General features: G+C 26.6%; 17 protein-coding genes. 14 read left to right on the top strand and 3 right to left on the bottom strand.

The genetic code is table 11. The annotated features are described in order from the left end of the window. Positions 1-148: 148 nt before the first annotated feature. From NG918_RS03800 to bioD, 9 genes are all read left to right on the top strand, one after another. A complete protein-coding gene (locus NG918_RS03800; protein WP_252224637.1) occupies positions 149-1,387 on the top strand; it encodes a L,D-transpeptidase family protein in 1,239 nt (412 codons plus the stop codon). A 189-nt stretch (positions 1,388-1,576) separates the two neighbouring features. After that, the gene (locus tag NG918_RS03805) at positions 1,577-2,314 is read left to right on the top strand and encodes a GntR family transcriptional regulator (RefSeq protein ID WP_252214785.1); all 738 of its coding nucleotides are present in this window, start codon (positions 1,577-1,579) and stop codon (positions 2,312-2,314) included. 25 nt (positions 2,315-2,339) lie between these two features. Beyond that, complete coding sequence (gene nagA / locus NG918_RS03810) at positions 2,340-3,476, top strand: N-acetylglucosamine-6-phosphate deacetylase (RefSeq protein ID WP_252214786.1); 1,137 nt, start codon at positions 2,340-2,342, stop codon at positions 3,474-3,476. A gap of 15 nt (positions 3,477-3,491) precedes the next feature. Beyond that, positions 3,492-4,241, top strand: a complete 750-nt coding sequence (nagB, locus tag NG918_RS03815; protein ID WP_252224640.1) for a glucosamine-6-phosphate deaminase — start codon at positions 3,492-3,494, stop codon at positions 4,239-4,241. A 135-nt stretch (positions 4,242-4,376) separates the two neighbouring features. Beyond that, positions 4,377-5,804: an N-acetylglucosamine-specific PTS transporter subunit IIBC gene (nagE, locus tag NG918_RS03820; protein ID WP_252214790.1), complete on the top strand. Its 1,428-nt coding sequence runs from the start codon at positions 4,377-4,379 to the stop codon at positions 5,802-5,804. 83 nt (positions 5,805-5,887) lie between these two features. Further along, on the top strand, positions 5,888-6,562 hold the full coding sequence (locus NG918_RS03825) for a copper homeostasis protein CutC (RefSeq protein WP_252214792.1): 675 nt from the start codon (positions 5,888-5,890) through the stop codon (positions 6,560-6,562). 281 nt (positions 6,563-6,843) lie between these two features. Then, positions 6,844-7,413, top strand: a complete 570-nt coding sequence (locus NG918_RS03830) for a biotin transporter BioY (RefSeq protein ID WP_252214794.1) — start codon at positions 6,844-6,846, stop codon at positions 7,411-7,413. After that, positions 7,397-8,353 carry a biotin synthase BioB gene (gene bioB, locus NG918_RS03835; protein WP_252214797.1) on the top strand — a complete coding sequence of 319 codons (957 nt, stop codon included), beginning with the start codon at positions 7,397-7,399 and terminating at the stop codon, positions 8,351-8,353. Before NG918_RS03830 ends, bioB begins: the two co-directional genes overlap by 17 nt. A 2-nt stretch (positions 8,354-8,355) precedes the next feature. Continuing rightward, entirely contained in the window at positions 8,356-9,039 is a 684-nt protein-coding gene (bioD, locus tag NG918_RS03840; protein WP_252214800.1) for a dethiobiotin synthase, read from the top strand. A 190-nt stretch (positions 9,040-9,229) separates the two neighbouring features. Here bioD and NG918_RS03845 read toward each other — a convergent pair whose 3' ends face one another. After that, positions 9,230-10,057: a MerR family transcriptional regulator gene (locus NG918_RS03845; RefSeq protein ID WP_252214803.1), complete on the bottom strand. Its 828-nt coding sequence runs from the start codon at positions 10,055-10,057 to the stop codon at positions 9,230-9,232. A 372-nt stretch (positions 10,058-10,429) separates the two neighbouring features. Between NG918_RS03845 and NG918_RS03850 the strand changes: the two genes are divergently transcribed. From NG918_RS03850 to NG918_RS03860, 3 genes are read left to right on the top strand one after another with little or no spacing between them, the layout of a single operon-like run. Then, a complete protein-coding gene (locus NG918_RS03850; RefSeq protein WP_252224647.1) occupies positions 10,430-12,157 on the top strand; it encodes an ABC transporter ATP-binding protein in 1,728 nt (575 codons plus the stop codon). Further along, positions 12,157-13,938 (top strand): ABC transporter ATP-binding protein, encoded by a 1,782-nt coding sequence (locus NG918_RS03855; protein WP_252214815.1) that lies wholly within the window; start codon positions 12,157-12,159, stop codon positions 13,936-13,938. The genes NG918_RS03850 and NG918_RS03855 overlap by 1 nt, the downstream gene beginning before the upstream one ends. Positions 13,939-13,966: 28 nt before the next feature. Next, complete coding sequence (locus NG918_RS03860) at positions 13,967-14,935, top strand: Gfo/Idh/MocA family protein (RefSeq protein ID WP_252214817.1); 969 nt, start codon at positions 13,967-13,969, stop codon at positions 14,933-14,935. Between the two features lie 206 nt (positions 14,936-15,141). On the opposite strand, the gene ilvN is transcribed toward NG918_RS03860, so the two are convergent. Together ilvN and ilvB are read right to left on the bottom strand one after the other, a co-directional pair. Continuing rightward, the gene (ilvN, locus tag NG918_RS03865; protein ID WP_003374451.1) at positions 15,142-15,435 is read right to left on the bottom strand and encodes an acetolactate synthase small subunit; all 294 of its coding nucleotides are present in this window, start codon (positions 15,433-15,435) and stop codon (positions 15,142-15,144) included. Continuing rightward, entirely contained in the window at positions 15,428-17,107 is a 1,680-nt protein-coding gene (gene ilvB / locus NG918_RS03870; protein ID WP_252214820.1) for a biosynthetic-type acetolactate synthase large subunit, read from the bottom strand. The genes ilvN and ilvB overlap by 8 nt, the downstream gene beginning before the upstream one ends. Before the next feature lie 556 nt (positions 17,108-17,663). Here ilvB and NG918_RS03875 point away from each other — a divergent pair. Together NG918_RS03875 and NG918_RS03880 are read left to right on the top strand one after the other, a co-directional pair. Next, a complete protein-coding gene (locus tag NG918_RS03875) occupies positions 17,664-18,155 on the top strand; it encodes a CarD family transcriptional regulator (RefSeq protein ID WP_252214823.1) in 492 nt (163 codons plus the stop codon). A gap of 200 nt (positions 18,156-18,355) precedes the next feature. Next, the gene (locus NG918_RS03880; protein WP_003372054.1) at positions 18,356-18,511 is read left to right on the top strand and encodes a zinc-ribbon domain-containing protein; all 156 of its coding nucleotides are present in this window, start codon (positions 18,356-18,358) and stop codon (positions 18,509-18,511) included. The last annotated feature ends 46 nt before the right edge of the window (positions 18,512-18,557 follow it).

Consider the following 18,557-nt stretch of genomic DNA (forward strand, 5'->3'; position numbering starts at 1 on the left):
GACAATACTCATTAAGAATTCTCAAAGTCCAATTACAATGCCACTTTACCTATTGCATATATCAACACGCATTTAAAACAGAGCCTAATTTTTAAATAAGTTGTAGATTTGTTTAATCTAATATAAAAATTTTAGGGGGATTATTTTTATGGAGAAAGAAATTAATAATTATAATAAGTTCATAAGTAAATGCTTAGCCACTTTTTTGAGTATGGTTTTAGCATTAAGTATAATATTTATTAATACTACAAATGTTTATGCAAAAACTTTAAGTTCTACATCAAGTGATAAATATGTATTAAAATTAATAAAAAGAGGTGGAACTACTGAAGAAATTAAAGGAAAAGATATAAATTTAAAATTCAATTCTACAGATCCAATATCAATTTCTTACGATGAACAATTATTGAGACAATGTATAGATAAATTATCTTGTTTAAATCCAACTAATGTAACTGAACCCAAAAGTTCAAAATTAGAATATAGAAATTATTCTTATATAATTACATCGGAAGTTATAGGAAGTAAATTAAATAAAGAAAAATTATATACTAATGTAGTTATGGCTATAAAGAACCAAGAGATTGAATTGAATTTAGAAACATTGGACTGTTATGAGCATCCACAATATACATCTAGTTCACCCGAGGTAATTTATGCAGCAGATACTATTAACAAGTATTTATCAACTAATATAACTTATAGTTATGGTGGAATGGTACAAGCTGTAGATAAATATAAAATAATAGATTGGATTTCAATAGATTCTAATTTATCAATAGTATTAAATGAATCTAAAGTTAGAAGTTTCGTAGAAGAACTAGCTAGTTCTTATAGAAATTCATTAGGAACTTCAATAAAAGTTGGTGGAGGATATTCTGGAAATAACCATGGATGGGCAATTAATGTAGATGAAGAAACTAAAAGATTAATAAGTCTTATAAAAAGTGGACAAACTCTAACTACTTATCCATCATATTATCAAACATCAGTAGCGGGATATTTTGATAATTTATCAGATACTTTTGTTGAAATAGATATGACTAATCAACATTTATGGTTTTATAAAAATGGATATTTGGTTACTGACAGTTCTATAGTTACAGGAAATATGAGTGCAGGTTATGCAACACCAAGTGGAATTTATAAATTATATTATAAACAAAAAGATACAGTACTAAGAGGTCCAGGATATGCTGCTCCAGTAAGCTTCTGGATGCCGTTTAACGGTGGAATAGGACTTCATGATGCGAATTGGAGATCGGAATTTGGTGGAGAAATTTATAAAAATGGTGGTTCACATGGATGCATAAACTTACCGTATAGTACAGCAAAATCTATTTATGATAATATAACACCTAAAACTACAATTATTTGTTATTATTAAATATAGGATAAAAAGTCTAATGTAGAATAAAACTACATTAGGCTTTTTTTTGTTTACATATATAAACATTCTATTAAAATATAATCTTTATAAAAAAAATAATTGACATTGAAAACGATATAGCATATTATATTGGTATAGACCAATTGGTATATACCAATATAATATACCAAGATGGGGGAGATAAGATTGAAAATAGTAGACAAAAATTTAAACATACCATTACATACTCAATTATCTTTGATAATTAGAGAGATGATAGAAAGTGGTGAATTAAAAGAAGGCAATTATTTAATGCCAGAAAGAGAAATTTGTAAGATTCAAAATGTTAGCAGAATGACAGTTAACAAGGCAATATTAAATCTTGTATCTGAAGGATTATTAGATAGGAAACAAGGAAAAGGAACGTTTGTTGCTTATAAAAAGAAAAAACATAAATTCCAAAAGTTACAAGGATTTACGGAAGTAATGAATGAAAAAGGGTTTACAGTAAAAAGTAAATTATTAAATTTTCACTTAGACTTTCAAAATAAAAGTATAAGAGAGAAACTAAATGTTAAAGATAAGGACACATTAATATATAAAATTGAAAGAATAAGATATATAGATGATGATCCTTTCGCATTAGAAATTGTTTATATATTAAAAGATATGTGTGAAGATTTGAATGAGGATTTAATAAAAGAAAATTCTTTATATACATTATATAGAGAAAGATATCATCACAAAACAAAGAGAGCAGAGCAAGTAATAAGTCCAATAATTATAGATGAATTTACATCTAATTTATTAAATCAAGAGAGTGATACATTAGCACTTAAAATAGATAGATTAGTATATACAGATAAAGAAGAAATAATGGAATATACGAGTTCAATATTCATAACAGATAAGCATGAATATGAAATAGTATTACATGAAAACTAAAAAAATTTGATAGGAAGGGTTGAATATGAAAGCAATAATAAACGGAATAATTGTAACTAAGAATGGAGTTTTAGAAAATAAGGTTCTTTTATTTGATAAAAAAATAATTAGTATGTGTGATGAAATACCAGAAAATTGTGAACTAATTGATGCAAAGCAAAAAATAGTGACGCCGGGTCTTATAGATATACATGTACATGGTAGTTGTAATTTTGATACCATGGATAATTCAATAGAAGCAATAGAAGCGATAAGTAATGGAATTTGTAAAAATGGTGTTACTTCATTTTTACCAACAACAATGACGATGAGTAAGGAACACATTTATAATTCTTTAAATACAATAAAAGAATGTATGGCAAATGGTACTGCTGGGGCAAAAGTCATTGGAGCTCATATGGAAGGGCCTTTTATAAATCCAATTTATAAAGGAGCACAAGATGCTAAATATATATTAAAACCAAATTTTCAATTTATAAAAAACTACACTGATGTTATAAAATTAGTTTCATATTCACCTGAACTAGATGATGATTATGAATTTACAAAGAAAGTTAAAGAAAATACTAAGATTATTTTATCAATTTGCCATAGTAATGCTTCATACAAACAAACCATGGAAGCAGTAAATTTAGGAGCTTCTAATATAACTCATTTATTTAATGCTATGACTCCGTTAAATCACAGAGAACCAGGGGTAGTTGGTGCTGCTCTTATGAGCAATACTTATTGTGAAATAATAGCAGATAAGATACATGTAGATAAGAATTTATTTCAATTTATATTAAATAATAAAGGAAAAGAAAAAGTAATTCTTATAACTGATAGTATGAGAGCAGGATGTATGAAAGATGGTAAATACGACCTTGGTGGACAAGATGTATATGTTAAAGGTGGTGCAGCTAGGTTAATTAATGGAACTTTAGCAGGTAGTATTTTAACTTTAAATAAGGCAGTTTACAATTTCTTTGAAAATACTAATTTGGAGCTTAATGAAGTTATAAATATGGCTTCGTTAAATCCAGCTAAATCTATAGGTATAGATGATAAAAAAGGAAGTTTGGAGATAGGAAAAGATGCAGATATATGTATTTTTGATGATGAGATGAATTGCCATCTTTCCATATCGGAAGGAAGGATTATTTTTAATAAATTAAATTAGAGGTGGGATAAGTTTATGAAAATATTAGTTTGTGAAAATTATGATAAGTTAAGTGAAAAAGCAGCTCAAATAATAATGAGCCAAATAACTTTAAAGTCTAATTCAATATTAGGTCTTGCAACAGGAAGCACTCCAATAGGAATGTATAGAAAATTAATTGAAATGTATGAAAATAAAATGATAGATTTTTCAGAGGTAAAAACATTTAATTTAGATGAATATCAAAATTTACCTATAAATAATAATCAAAGTTATCATTATTTTATGGATGAAAATTTATTCAATTATATAAATGTTAAAAGAGAAAATATTCATATACCTAATGGAATGGCTATTGATATTGAAAAAGAATGTATAGAATATGATGATTTAATAAAGAATACTGGTGGAATAGATATACAAGTATTAGGCATAGGAAATAATGCTCATATAGGATTTAATGAACCAACAGTAAGTTTTGAAAAGAAAACTTATGTAGTTGAATTAGAAGAATCTACTAGAATTGCAAATGCAAGATTTTTTAATAGTTTAGATGAGGTACCTAGTAAGGCAATAACAATGGGAATAGGCTCAATATTTGAAAGTAAAAAAATTATGCTTTTAGCTACTGGAGGAAATAAAGCAAAGGCTATATATGATACTGTTTATGGAAAAGTGACTCCAGAAGTTCCAGCTTCAATACTTCAATTTCATGATGATGTGGTGATTATATTAGATAAAGAAGCAGCAAACTTGTTAAATCCAGTGGATTATAATATAGTTTAAAAAATTTATTAGCACAATATAGTACTAAAAATATAATTCCAATATGGTAACTGAGTAATTAGTAGAATTAATAATGATACTAAAATTATTGGGAGATATTTAGATAAAACTTATTTTTATAAGGAGGAACAACTTATGATTAAATTTTTACAACGTATTGGGAAATCACTTATGCTTCCAATAGCATGTCTACCAATTGGTGGATTAATGCTTAGAATCGGTCAACCAGATGTAATTAATGCGTTAAGTTTCATACCGTTTTTTAAAACAATATTACCTTTCTTTGCTTCAGCAGGAAGTGCATTATTTGATAATTTACCGTTGTTATTTGCAGTGGGTGTTGCTGTAGGATTATCTGATGACCAAAATGGTGCATCAGGATTAGCTGGAGTTATTACTTATTTAACATTAACTAATGTAACTAAGCAATATTGGAGTATGAATTATGCACCAGAAGTTGCTGCAACTTTAAAAATATCATTTTTGGGAGGTATACTTGCAGGAGTTATAGGAGGATTATCCTATAATAAGTTTAGAACTGTAAAGCTACCAGAGTTCTTAGCATTTTTTGGAGGAAGAAGGCTTGTTCCAATCATGTCAGGATTAATTGCATTTGTAGTAGCAATACCTCTTGGAATGATTTGGCCATCAATTCAAAATGGATTAGGAAATGCATCGGTTGGAATATCAGCTTTAGGTGCAGTTGGTGTAGCATTATTTGGTTTCTTTAATCGTTTACTAATACCTATGGGGCTTCATCATGTTTTAAATTCATTTTTCTGGTTCCAATTAGGAGATTATAATGGTGTTTCAGGAGATTTAAATAGATTTTTCCAAGGAGATCCTACTGCAGGACATTTTATGGCAGGATTTTTCCCAGTAATGATGTTTGGTATGCCAGCAATAGGACTTGCAATCTACTTTGCAGCTAAAAAAGAAAAAAGAAAAGCAGTATCAGGAATGTTAGTATCATTAGCGCTTACAGCTTTCTTAACAGGTGTTACTGAACCATTAGAATTCTTATTTATATTCTTATCACCAGTTTTATTAGTGGCACATGCTTTATTAACTGCTTTATCTTGTTTTATAGTAGATTTTATGGGAGTATTACATGGATTTACATTTTCAGCAGGATTCATTGACTATGCATTAAACTTTAATTTAGCAACCAATCCAATATTAATAATACCAATAGGACTTGGAATAGGGATTCTTTATTTCTTAATATTCTTTGTGTTAATAAAGAAATTAAATTTACCAACTCCAGGTAGAGAAGAAGAGGATGGTGAATTTACAGAAAATATAAATTTAAATACATCTGATGAAAACGTTTATGGAAGATATATAGAATATTTAGGTGGAAAAGAAAATATATTAAAAGTTGATAATTGCGCAACTCGTTTAAGATTAGAAGTAAAAGATTCAAGTTTAATTGATGAGAAAAAATTAAAATCTATTGGTGCTAGAGGTGTCGTTAGATTAGATAAAAATAGTGCTCAAGTTATAGTAGGAACTAATGTAGAATTTGTTGCAGATGGAATTAAAAACATAATGAGAGTTTAATTAAAATTAAAAATATAATTTAAAATATATAATAAGGAGTCGTAAGATACACGACTCCTTTAAATTACTTGAGGTGATATATAATGTTAGAGATAATAGGAATGACAGTGAATGATGCAAAAATTATAGAAGATTGTGGAGCTGATAGAATAGAACTTGTAAGTGCTTTAACAGAAGGTGGACTTACTCCAAGCTTTGGAATTATAGAAAGTGTAATAAAAAATGTTAAAATACCTGTAAATGTAATGATACGACATCACGCAAAGGGGTTTATTTATAGTGATGAAGAAGTAGATATAATGTTAAGGGATATTGATATAGTAAAAAAATTAGGTGCTAATGGTGTTGTGCTCGGAATGTTAGATAGAGATAAAAATATATCAGAAGTGCAACTTAGAAGAATTCTTAAAAATTGTAATGGAATAGATGTGACATTTCATAAAGCTATAGATGAAACAAATCCAATAGAAAGTATAAAAATACTTAAAAGATATAAAGAGATAACGAATGTACTGACTTCTGGTGGAAATGGTAATATAGTGAATAATATACCTATAATAAAAGAGATGATAGGAAATTCAGAGCATATTAATATACTTTTAGGTGGAGGATTAAACTTTAATAATATAGAAATGCTTAAGGAAAATACAGAATTTACAGATTTTCATTTTGGAACTTCTGTAAGAATTAATAATAGTCCATTTGAAGAGATTAGTGAAGAAAAATTAAAATGTTTAGTAAAAATCTTAAAAAAATAATTTGAAGTTATATTATTGAAAAGAACTAGAACAACTAATAAAGTATTTGTTCTAGTTCTTTTTATATATTAAGGTTTTTAAATGGGCTTATTTAAATATCATATTATTTTAAAGTACTCATTATAGAATATTTCGTTATTATTTTATGCTACTTGATGGATATTTATAAAATATTTAAATAATATTTTATATTGTAAACTATAAAAAGAAGATAGGTTGACAATATAGTGATATACAACTATAATTATTCACATATTTATGAAAATAGGAGAATTATAGTTATGAAAAAATCAAAAATTAGGAATATGAGTTATTGTGCATTATTTACAACATTAATTATAGCAGGAGCATTTATTCAAATTCCTGTACCGTTTATGGACTATTTTACATTGCAATTTCTTTTTGTTATTTTATCTGGAATGATTTTAGGACCTAAGTTAGGGGCAACGTCTGTGGGAACATATGTAATGTTAGGTTTATTAGGAGTTCCAGTGTTTGCAGCTGGAGGAGGAATTCAATATGTTTTTAGGCCAAGCTTTGGATATTTGATAGGATTTATTGCAGCATCATTTTTAGTTGGATGTGTAGTAAAAAAGATACAAGCAAAGAGTTTTAAGAAATATTTAATTTCAGCTTTAACAGGCTTTTTAACAACCTATTTTATTGGCATATTATATAAATTTATAATTTTAAATTTATATTTAAAAACACCAACATCATTAAGTATTATCATATTATCATGCTTTCCGTTAGATATACCAGGTGATATTGTATTATGTATAATGGGAGCTACATTAGCAAGTAAGATAAATCCAATTTTAAGGGGTAGGTACATTGAATATAGTAAATAAATATAAAGAAAAAGTTTTAAATGGAGAATTAATTTCTAAAGAAGAAGCTTTAATACTTTCAGAAGAAAATACATATGAATTAGCGTATTCAGCAGATGAAATAAGAAAAAAATTATGTGGAAACAATTTTAACTTATGCACAATTATAAATGGAAAGAGCGGAAGGTGTGGAGAAAACTGTAAATATTGTGCTCAATCTGCATATTTTAAAACTAATATTGAGGAATATGATATTTTAGATAGTGAATCAATAATAAAAAGTGCAATATCTAATTATAATAGTGGAGTTCACCGCTTTTCAGTTGTAACTTCAGGAAAAAAATTAAGTGAAAATAATATTAATAAAATATGTGATACATATGTTAAGTTAAAAGAAAAGTGTTCTATTAATATTTGTGCATCTCATGGATTATTAAATTATGAGGAATTATTAAAGTTAAAAGAATCTGGAGTAATTCGCTATCACAATAATATAGAGACATCCAAAAGTTTTTTTAAAAATATTTGTACTACACATACTTTTGAAGAAAAAATAATTACTATAAAAAACGCATTAAAGGCTGGTCTTGAAGTTTGTAGTGGTGGGATTATAGGCCTTGGAGAAACTATGGAAGATAGGATTGATATGGCATTTACATTAAAAGAACTTGATGTAAGTAGTATTCCGATTAACATTTTAAATCCAATAAGGGGAACAGCTCTAGAAAATCAAGAGATTTTATCTTATGATGAAATAATTAAAACATTTGCATTATTTAGATTTATTCTGCCAACAAGGCAAATTCGTATTGCAGGAGGTAGAGCGTTGCTTAACGATAAGGGGGAAAGACTTATGAAATGTGGAGTGAATGCGGCAATTTCAGGAGATATGTTAACAACATGTGGAATAAAAACTTCTGATGATATAAAAATCATAAAAGAGTTAGGATTTCAGGTATAGCTATGGCAAAAGGAGTTTTCATAACAGCTACTAACACTGATATAGGAAAGACTTATATAGCTGCTTTAATTATAAAAAAATTAAGAGAAGCAAAAATTAATTGTGGTTATTATAAGGCGGCACTTAGCGGTGCAGAAATTATAAACAACAATATTATAGCTGGAGATGCTAAGTATGTTTATGATGTAGCAAATATTAAGGGTAATCCTAATGAATGTGTAAGTTATATTTTTGAACAAGCTGTATCTCCACATTTGGCAGCTAAACTTAATAATGTAGAAATTAGCATGAACAAAATAATTTATGATTTTAATTGTAAATGTAATAAGGTTGATTATATTACAGTGGAAGGTAGTGGGGGAATAGTTTGTCCGATTTATGATGGTAAAAAGAAAATAATGTTAACAGATATTATAAAAAAATTTAAAATTCCTATTATATTAGTATCGGCTTCAGGTTTAGGTAGTATAAATGGCACTATTTTGACCTTGGAATATATAAAAAAACATAATCTTACTGTAAATTCAATAATATTAAATAATTATGATAAATCTAATATTATTCACATAGAAAATAAAAGAATTCTAGAAGAAATGACTAAGTTACCCATTTATACGTGTAAGAATTCTTCAAATGATATAGATATTTCTTTGAAAGATATTAAAAATTTTTATGGATGTATATAGAGTTAAATTAAGTATATTATAGAATCATGCTTATTTATACAAATCAATAATTATATATAGATTAAAGTTTTGATTCTGTTTTAAATATGTATTGATATATGCAATAGGCTAAGTGGCATTGTAGTTGGCTTTTAGAATTTTCGCCAGCTTTGATTATTCATATATCAATACTTTGATATAACTTAGAGCTCTATTTAGTATTAACTTCAACTGAAATTTCGGTTAAATAATTATTATAGCCTTTTACAGAGGCCTCATCTAAAATAAATTCTTCATAAGCATAACCACCAATATTAAGATTAAATCTATCTAAGAATGATAGTATTTTCTTATATGTAGAATCAATGTTTTCATAATTACCTTTATGATATGCTACTGCATATATTCCTTTTGGTTTAATAAAAGATGAAGGGCAATTTGTCTGTAAGTCTATTTTTGTATAAAGATAAGAATAGTTTTCTTTTACTCCTTGTAATATATTTTTACTATTAATCATAGCACCAAGGGAATAACTAGTATTCAATTTATTAGAAGTACAATATTTCATATGTTCGGATACTGATCTTAAGTATTCTTTACAACTTACGTTCTCTATAGATTTACTAATAATTAAATGCTCCTCTTCTTTAAATTCTAAGCTTATCTTTAATGGGTTAATTTCACATGCTTTTTGTGTCACATCAATTTTAGTTTGCATAAGTTTTTTTATTCTATTTAAATTTTCAATTTCATTATCTATTTCTAACATTTTATTTTTAAATAGATTTATTAATGAATCAGGTGTTCTATTATCAAGATAAGATTTAATATCTTTTAATGGCATATTAATTCCTTTTAAAATCATAATAACATTAAAGATTTCAAATTGATGATGTGAATAATATCTATAGCCATTTTTATCTTTTATCTCAGGCGAAAAAATGCCTATATCATCATAGTGAAAAAGGGTTTGCTTTTTAATATTACATAGTTTTGCAAATTCTCCAGTGTTAAAATATTTTTTTAATTTTTCACTCATTTTTTAATTCTCCTATTGACTATACGGTTACTGTATACTTTATTATTATATAATAATATTTCTATAAAGATTTTTCAATAATGTAAATTTTATATGGTAAAATTAAGAAATATATAAAATAATATAGTAGTTGTAAAATTAATATTAATAACTTGAACTCAAATATTATATATTAAAGTTAATGATATTTTAAAATAGTTCTCATATTTTAGTATAAATAAATTAAAATAAAACTAACTAACAATATAAATGTTTAATTAAATATAAGGAAGAGTTAGTACAAACTAATTAAGAATAATTTAAGATGCAATAATAGTTTTAATATTTTTGAAACACTATAATCAATAAAAATAGATGGGAGAAAATTATATAATGAAATTAATTTTAAAATATTTAAAAAATTATAAATTTCTAATAATTTTAAATGTAATATCCGTTTTTGGATTTGCCTTAGTTGAATTAGGAATTCCAACTGTTATGGCTAAAATTATTGATAATGGAATAACTAATAGTGATGTACAGTACATAAAAAATATGGGATTAGTTATTGTTTTAATTTCTATTTTAGGAGTGATAGGAACAATAATGCTTGGATACTGCTCAGCAAAGATATCTACAAGTATAACTAGAGATATGAGAAATGACATATTTAAAAAAGTACAGGGATTTTCACATAGTGAGTACAATAAATTTGGGGTTTCTTCCATGATTACAAGAACTACAAATGATGCGTATCAAGTTATGCAATTTACTAATACATTGCTTAGAATGGCGTTACTTACTCCTGTTATGTTTGGAGTAAGTTTGGTGATGATATTAAAGACTAATTTAAAACTATCATCAGTATTATTAATAGCATTACCATTTATAATAGTTGGAGTTGTTATAATTGCAAAATTATCTCATCCTATATCAGAAAAGCAACAAAATAAATTAGACAGGTTAAATAGAATATCTAGAGAAAATTTAACTGGTATAAGAGTTATTAGAGCGTTTGGAAATGATGATCATGAGAGAGAAAGATTTTATGAAACTAATAATGAATATGCTAAAATATCAAAAAATTTATTCAAGCTAATGGCTGTATCGCAACCGGCATTTTTCTTATTACTTAATGTAGCTATAATCACTATCTTTTGGTTATCAAGTAATATGATAAATATAGGAACACTTCAAGTTGGACAACTAGTAGCATTTATAGAATATTTATTTCATGCTATGTTTTCAATGATGTTATTTTCAATGATATTTATTATGTATCCAAAGGCACAAGTATCTGCAAATAGAATTGAAGAAATACTAAAAGAAGAGCCAATAATAGAAAATCCTAAAAATGGTATTAAGAGTACAGAAATTAGAGGCCTAATAGAATTTAATGATGTTACATTTACTTATCCAGGTGGAGAAGAAGCCGTATTAAAGGATATATCTTTTAGTGCTAAAAAAGGTGAAACAGTAGCTTTTATAGGGAGTACTGGTAGTGGAAAATCTACTTTAATTAATTTGATTCCAAGATTTTATGATGTTACGGAAGGTAATATAAAGATAGATGGTATTGATGTTAGAGATTATGATTTGAATTATCTTCGTAAAAAGATTGGATTTATACCACAAAAAACATTATTATTTACAGGCAGTATATCTAATAATATTAAATTTGGTAAGAAAAATGCAAGTACCGGTGAAGTTGAATATTCAGCTAAAGTATCACAAGCTTATGATTTTATTTCACATAAACCTAAGATGTTTGATGAAATGATAACTGAAGGTGGAGCAAATGTATCTGGTGGACAAAAACAAAGATTGTCTATAGCAAGAGCTATAGTTAGAAAACCAGAAATATATGTTTTTGATGACAGTTTTTCAGCGTTAGATTTTAAAACAGATTCATTACTTAGAGAAAAATTAAAAGAAGAAACAAAAGAATCAGTAGTTTTAATAGTAGCACAGAGAGTAAGTTCAATAATGGATGCAGATAAAATTATAGTTTTAAATGAGGGAAAAATTGTTGGAATGGGTAAACACAAAGAACTGTTGAGTAATTGCAATATATATAATGAAATTGCCTCATCTCAGCTTACAAAGGAGGAATTAGCATAATGAAAAAATTTAAATATACAGTAAATAAGATATTCCCTTTTGTAAAACAATATAAAAAATCATTTATAGGAGCAATTTTATTAATAATAATAGCTGCAGTATTTACAGCTATTGCTCCTGTTGTAGAAGGGCTTATAATAACACAACTTACAAGTGATTCAATTAATATAGTTAAAGGAATTGACGGTGCAGCAGTAAATTTTAGTTATATTATAAAGGTACTTATAATATTAGGAATAGTTTATGTATTTAGTGCTTTATCAACTTATGCAGCTAGCTTTTTATTAACTAATTCTATACAAAATACAATGAGAGATTTAAGAAATGCAGTTCAAAATAAAATAAGAAAATTACCAATAAGCTATTTTGATAAAAATAGTCAAGGGGATGTATTAAGTAGAATTACTAATGATATAGATACAATATCTAATGCTCTTCAACAAAGTTTTAGTCAAGTAATTAATGCTATATTATCATTAACATTAGCAGTGATAATGATGTTTACAATTAATATTAAATTAGCATTACTTGCAATATTAATTATTCCTGCAAGTTATTTAGTTTCAAAGATAGTAGTATCAAAATCGCAACAACTATTTTATCATCAACAAAATGCATTAGGAAAATTAAATGGTAATGTTCAAGAAATGTATACTGGATTTAACGAAATAAAGTTATATGGAAAACAAGAAGATGCTATTAAAGAATTTTCAGATATAAATGAAGAACTTTATAAAACAGGATTTAAGGCGCAATTTATATCAAGTACTATGTCTCCGTTTATTTCATTAATAACTTACCTTGGAATTGCTGTCATAGGAGTTTTAGGAGCATTTTATTCTGTAGCTGGAACATTAACTGTAGGTAATCTACAAGCATTTATACGTTATATATGGCAAATAAATCAACCACTTTCACAAGTAACACAATTATCTTCTGCAATTCAAGCAGCATTTGCAGCTATAGAGCGTGTATTTGAAATATTAGATGAAGAAGAGCAAATTCCTGATAAGAAAAATTTCAAAAAGATAAGTGATCCTAAAGGAAATGTTTCTTTTGAACATGTTAAGTTTGGATACTTTGATGATAAACCTTTAATTACTGACTTAAATGCAGAAATAAAAAGTGGCCAAATGGTTGCTATAGTAGGTCCAACAGGAGCTGGAAAAACTACATTAATTAATTTATTAATGAGATTTTATGAAATTCAAGGCGGATCTATAAAAATAGATGGTGTAGATACTAGAGATATGAAACGTGAGGACTTAAGATCTATTTTTGGAATGGTTCTTCAAGATACTTGGTTATTTAACGGAAGTATTTATGAAAATATAGAGTATGGTAGATTTGAGGCAACTAAAGATGAAATTATAGAAGCTGCTAAGATAGCCAATGTACATCACTTTATTAAAACTTTACCAGATGGTTATGATATGTTTATTAATGAAGAGGGGTCTAATATATCTCAAGGAGAAAAGCAGCTGTTAACTATAGCTAGAGCAATAATATCTGATCCGGCAATCTTAATATTAGATGAGGCTACTAGTTCAGTAGACACAAGAATTGAGTTAATGCTTCAAAAAGCAATGAGAAATATAATGAAGGGTAGAACAAGTTTTGTTATTGCACACAGACTTTCAACCATTCGTAATGCAGATTTAATTTTAGTAATAAATGATGGTAATATTATTGAACAAGGAAACCATGAGGAATTAATGAAAAAAGGTGGATTTTATGAGAAATTATATAATAGCCAATTTTCTAATAAAGATACAATTTAAATATATAATGTAAATTAGAGGTGAAATTATGAAAAATATAAATTGGGCTATATTAGGACCAGGAACCATAGCAAATGATTTTGCACAGGCTATAGAAGAGGTGAATGGAAGTATTTATGGTGTAGGATCAAGAAATATAGAAAAGGCAAAGGAATTTGCATGTAAGTATAATGTTAAGAAGATATATGGAAACTATGAAGAGATGTTAAATGATGAAAATATTGATGTGGTTTATATATCTACACCACATTGTAATCATTATGAATATATAATAAAAAGTCTTAAGAATAATAAAAATGTATTTTGTGAAAAGGCAATAACAGTTAATGGTGAGCAATTAAAAGAAATAGCTGATTTAGCAAATAAAAAAAATCTAATTGTTGCTGAAGCTATGACTATATATCATATGCCATTATATAAAAAGTTAAGTGGACTTATAAGCAGTGAAAAATTAGGAAAAGTAAAGATGATTCAAGTTTCTTTTGGAAGTTTAAAAGAATATGACATTAATAACAGATTTTTTAGTCCAGACTTAGCAGGTGGGGCTTTATTAGATATTGGAACGTATGCATTATCATTTACTAGATATTTTCTTTCAAGTCAGCCAAATGAAATTTTAACAACAGCTAAAAAATTTGAAACTGGAGTAGATGAACAATCTGGAATAATACTTAAAAATTCAAATGATGAAATGGCTGTAATTTCATTAACAATGAGAGCAAAACAACCTAAAAGAGGTGTTGTAGCTTGTGAAAAGGGTTATATAACTGTTGAGAATTTCCCAAGAGGAGATAAAGCAACAATAACTTATCCAGATGGAGAGGTTGAGATTATAGAAGCAGGAGAGAGTAATAAAGCATTGATATATGAAGTTGAAGATATGAATAAATATATATTAAATAAGGGTAAATGCAATACATTAAATCTATCAATTGACGTTATGAATATAATGGATGAAGTTAGAAATCAATGGGGATTAAAATATTCATTTGAATAATAATATATAGATTAGAAATATTATAAAATTTTAATTTTTATATAAAAATAGAAATAAAGATTAAAAGAGGAAAGTGGGAGAGGTAATAAATAAATTTATTTTGAAATTTTTAAATATACTTTTTAAATTATAATTTTAAATTAGTACATCCCCACTTTCTACTAAAATATCAAATAGTTATAATATTTCCAAAGTATTAGAAATAACTACTTTATTTTTAATACTTTATCTAGATTTTGAAAAATTGAATAATCATAATCTTGGTGAAGCGATACTTCAAGAACATCATAAAGTTTTTCTAATTGTTTTATAATTTGTTCTAATGCAAAGTCGTTTTTTACAAGTAAGAACATTTTACTTGTACTTCCATCTCCAATTTGGGTACAAAGTATCCCTTCTAAATTAAAAGCTCTTCTAGCAAACAGTCCTGTTATATGACTCATCACTCCAGGATGATTTCTTACAAGCAATTCAACGAGATAAAAATCAGTATTAATCATATAATTTTTCACCACCAATCATTTTTATATTTGCATCACCAGGATAAACCATAGGTAATACATTTTCAGTCTCATTAATTGGTATATTAATTAAATAAGGACCAGGTTTTGATAATATTTCTTTTAATTTATCTAATGAATCATTTTCTTGTGACAAATTACAACTATTTATTCCAAAACCATTAGCGATTATTTTAAAATCAGGATTTGATATAAACTTTGATGCAATAAAGTGTTTATCATAAAATAATTCTTGTTGTTGGCGAACTAATCCTAAATGATGATTATTTAATATTATTATTTTTATATTTAAATCTAGATCCTTAAGTGTTGAAAGTTCTTGAATATTCATTAAAATTGATCCATCACCAGAAAAGCAAATAATTTGTCTTTCTTTATTTGCTAATGCAGCACCAATTGCTGTAGGAAGTCCAAATCCCATTGTTCCTAAGCCGCCAGAAGTCAAGAAGGTTCTAGGATACTTAAAAGGATATCTTTGAGCTGTCCACATTTGATGTTCACCTACATCAGTAACTATTATCGTATCGTCAGAAACATTATTACCAACAAAAGAAATTATATTAGTTGGATGTAGAAGATTATCAAATTGAGGAAGTGGATAATCTTTTTTAAAGCACTTAACTCGTTCTATCCACGATGTTCTTTCTTTTTTATTAACAAGAGGTAAAATATCTTCTAGGAAATATTTAATATGTTCATTCATCGATAAGCTGCTAATTTTAACTTTATTAATTTCTGCAGGATCAATATCTATATGGATTATTGTAGCTTTAGGACAAAATTTATTTATATCTCCAGTAGCTCTATCATCAAATCTAACCCCGAATGCTAATATTAAATCTGCTTCGTTAAGTAGATAATTTGTGTAAGGAGCTCCATGCATTCCAAGCATTCCTAAGTTTAAATCATCATTAACTGGAAATGCACCTAATCCCATTAAACTTAATGTGACAGGAATATTGCTCTTTTTAGCTAATGTATATAGATCATTAGAGGCATTAGCACTAATGATACCTCCTCCAGCATAAATAATAGGCTTTTTGGCTGTATTAATTAATTCAGCAATACATTCAAGTTTATAACTTTTGGGGGATTTTTTAATAGAAGCACCTTCTTTATTTTGTTTAAAGATGTTTTCATCTACTTCTATAATTTCAATTTGAATGTTTTTTGGAATATCTATTAGTACAGGACCAGGACGCCCTTCCATTGATATTTTAAAAGCTTCTGGTATGATAGTAAAAAGGTCTTTAGAATTTCTAACTAAAAAATTATGCTTAGTAATAGGAATAGTTAGCCCATAGGCATCAACTTCTTGAAAAGCATCTGTACCAATAGCGGAAAGAGGTACCTGTCCAGTTATTGCAATTAGTGGAATAGAATCTAATTTAGCATCAGCAATAGCAGTAAGCAAATTTGTAGCACCAGGACCAGATGTTGCAAAACATACACCAGGTTTACCTGTACTTCTTGAAATACCTTGAGCTATAAAAGCAGCACCTTGTTCATGCCTAGCTAAGATATGAGTTATATTACTTTTATATAAAGCATCATATATTGGAAGATTAAATCCACCAGGAATGCCAGCAATATATTTTATTCCTTCATTTTCTAATAATTTAACAACTATTTCCGCACAATTGTATTTCATATAAATCACTCCTCTTTGAAAAATTATCCTATAGAGATATAAAAAACTCTTTATCCAAATAAAATAGGACGAAGAGAAACTCATCGAGACACCATCTGAAATTTGTATTATTTAATATAAGATATTCTATATAATATTGTCATTATAACAGTAGGTACTGGTTTAAATGTTTAGGCTAAAAACTTAAAGGCTAGTTATATAGGTATGATAAAAATTAAAAGAAACTATGATTTTTATCATATCTACTTATTTATATGTTTAAATTGTTAATTATATAATATTTTATATAATTATATGATTAAATGTTATATTTTATCAAGTGATTTTTTCAAATTATCAATAAAATTATTGCAAAAATTTAAATGAAATAGAATTATATATTAAATATTTAAGCCGATAATTTATATGTGTACGTTTAAATTCATTATGAATCATTAAATAATAAATTAATGGAAATTTTATGTTGATACTGATTAGGTTTTATGATAAAATAAAAGTTTTATAAAAGTAACTAAATGTGGTATACTATAATAGTAAAACCAAAGGAGGTTATTTTTTGTTTAATATAGGAGATAAAATTGTATACCCTAGCCAAGGGGTAGGTATAATTGAATTAATAGGTGAAATGTTATTTAAAGGGGAAGTTCAGAATTATTATAAAATACATATATTTAATAATAATATGACATTAACATTACCAATTAATAGAGTAAATGATTTAAACATAAGATTAGTAAGTGATTCGGAAACTTTAGATAATGCTCTAGAAAATGTAAAAGAATTTACAAATAACGTAGAAGAGTTAAATAAATCTGATTTTAAAGAAAGAGCATCCATTAATAATCAAAAAATAAAATCAGGAACATTAACGGATTATTTAGAAGTTGTGTGTAATCTTACTAAAGTAAAAGAACAACATTCTTTAAATTCAAGCGAAAAGGATACTTTACGCAAAACAGTGAAAACACTAGTTGAAGAAATAAGTCAATCTAAGAATTTATCTAATGATGATGCTAGTAATTTATTAAATTTAGCAATTAATTTTTAATAATAACATTTATAAGATAAAAAAGGCTTGCTATTTATCAAAAAAGTGTTATTATAAGAATATCGGTAATATATATAAGTAAATTATAAAAATATCGATAAAGATAAAAAGGTTTTTAATATAGATGTATAAATTTCTCCTTTTAGAGAATGATATTAATCAATATATTAATCTTTTAATTAACAAGGAGGAATTTTAAAATGGAAGATAAGACTTTAGTATGTAGAGATTGTGGTAAGGAATTTGTTTTCACAGTAGGAGAACAAGAATTCTACAAAGAAAAAGGATTCACTAACGAACCTACAAGATGTATTGACTGTAGAAGAGCTAGAAAACAACAAAACAACAGAAGATAGTTTTGTTTAATATAGGAGTGCTTTTAGTAAAGTAATTTACTAAAAG

Origin of the sequence: Clostridium sp. ZBS2 (assembly GCF_023845855.1) — a bacterium.
In the GTDB taxonomy this organism is placed as follows: domain Bacteria; phylum Bacillota; class Clostridia; order Clostridiales; family Clostridiaceae; genus Clostridium; species Clostridium aquiflavi.

Excerpts from the sequence above, each read along its gene's own strand:
- NG918_RS03800 (WP_252224637.1), top strand. The coding sequence starts at position 149 with ATGGAGAAAGAAATTAATAATTATAATAAGTTCATAAGTAAATGCTTA.
- nagA (WP_252214786.1), top strand. The coding sequence starts at position 2,340 with ATGAAAGCAATAATAAACGGAATAATTGTAACTAAGAATGGAGTTTTA.
- nagB (WP_252224640.1), top strand. The coding sequence starts at position 3,492 with ATGAAAATATTAGTTTGTGAAAATTATGATAAGTTAAGTGAAAAAGCA.
- nagE (WP_252214790.1), top strand. The coding sequence starts at position 4,377 with ATGATTAAATTTTTACAACGTATTGGGAAATCACTTATGCTTCCAATA.
- NG918_RS03825 (WP_252214792.1), top strand. The coding sequence starts at position 5,888 with ATGTTAGAGATAATAGGAATGACAGTGAATGATGCAAAAATTATAGAA.
- NG918_RS03830 (WP_252214794.1), top strand. The coding sequence starts at position 6,844 with ATGAAAAAATCAAAAATTAGGAATATGAGTTATTGTGCATTATTTACA.
- bioD (WP_252214800.1), top strand. The coding sequence starts at position 8,356 with ATGGCAAAAGGAGTTTTCATAACAGCTACTAACACTGATATAGGAAAG.
- NG918_RS03845 (WP_252214803.1), bottom strand. The coding sequence starts at position 10,057 with ATGAGTGAAAAATTAAAAAAATATTTTAACACTGGAGAATTTGCAAAA.
- NG918_RS03850 (WP_252224647.1), top strand. The coding sequence starts at position 10,430 with ATGAAATTAATTTTAAAATATTTAAAAAATTATAAATTTCTAATAATT.
- NG918_RS03855 (WP_252214815.1), top strand. The coding sequence starts at position 12,157 with ATGAAAAAATTTAAATATACAGTAAATAAGATATTCCCTTTTGTAAAA.
- NG918_RS03860 (WP_252214817.1), top strand. The coding sequence starts at position 13,967 with ATGAAAAATATAAATTGGGCTATATTAGGACCAGGAACCATAGCAAAT.
- ilvN (WP_003374451.1), bottom strand. The coding sequence starts at position 15,435 with ATGATTAATACTGATTTTTATCTCGTTGAATTGCTTGTAAGAAATCAT.
- ilvB (WP_252214820.1), bottom strand. The coding sequence starts at position 17,107 with ATGAAATACAATTGTGCGGAAATAGTTGTTAAATTATTAGAAAATGAA.
- NG918_RS03880 (WP_003372054.1), top strand. The coding sequence starts at position 18,356 with ATGGAAGATAAGACTTTAGTATGTAGAGATTGTGGTAAGGAATTTGTT.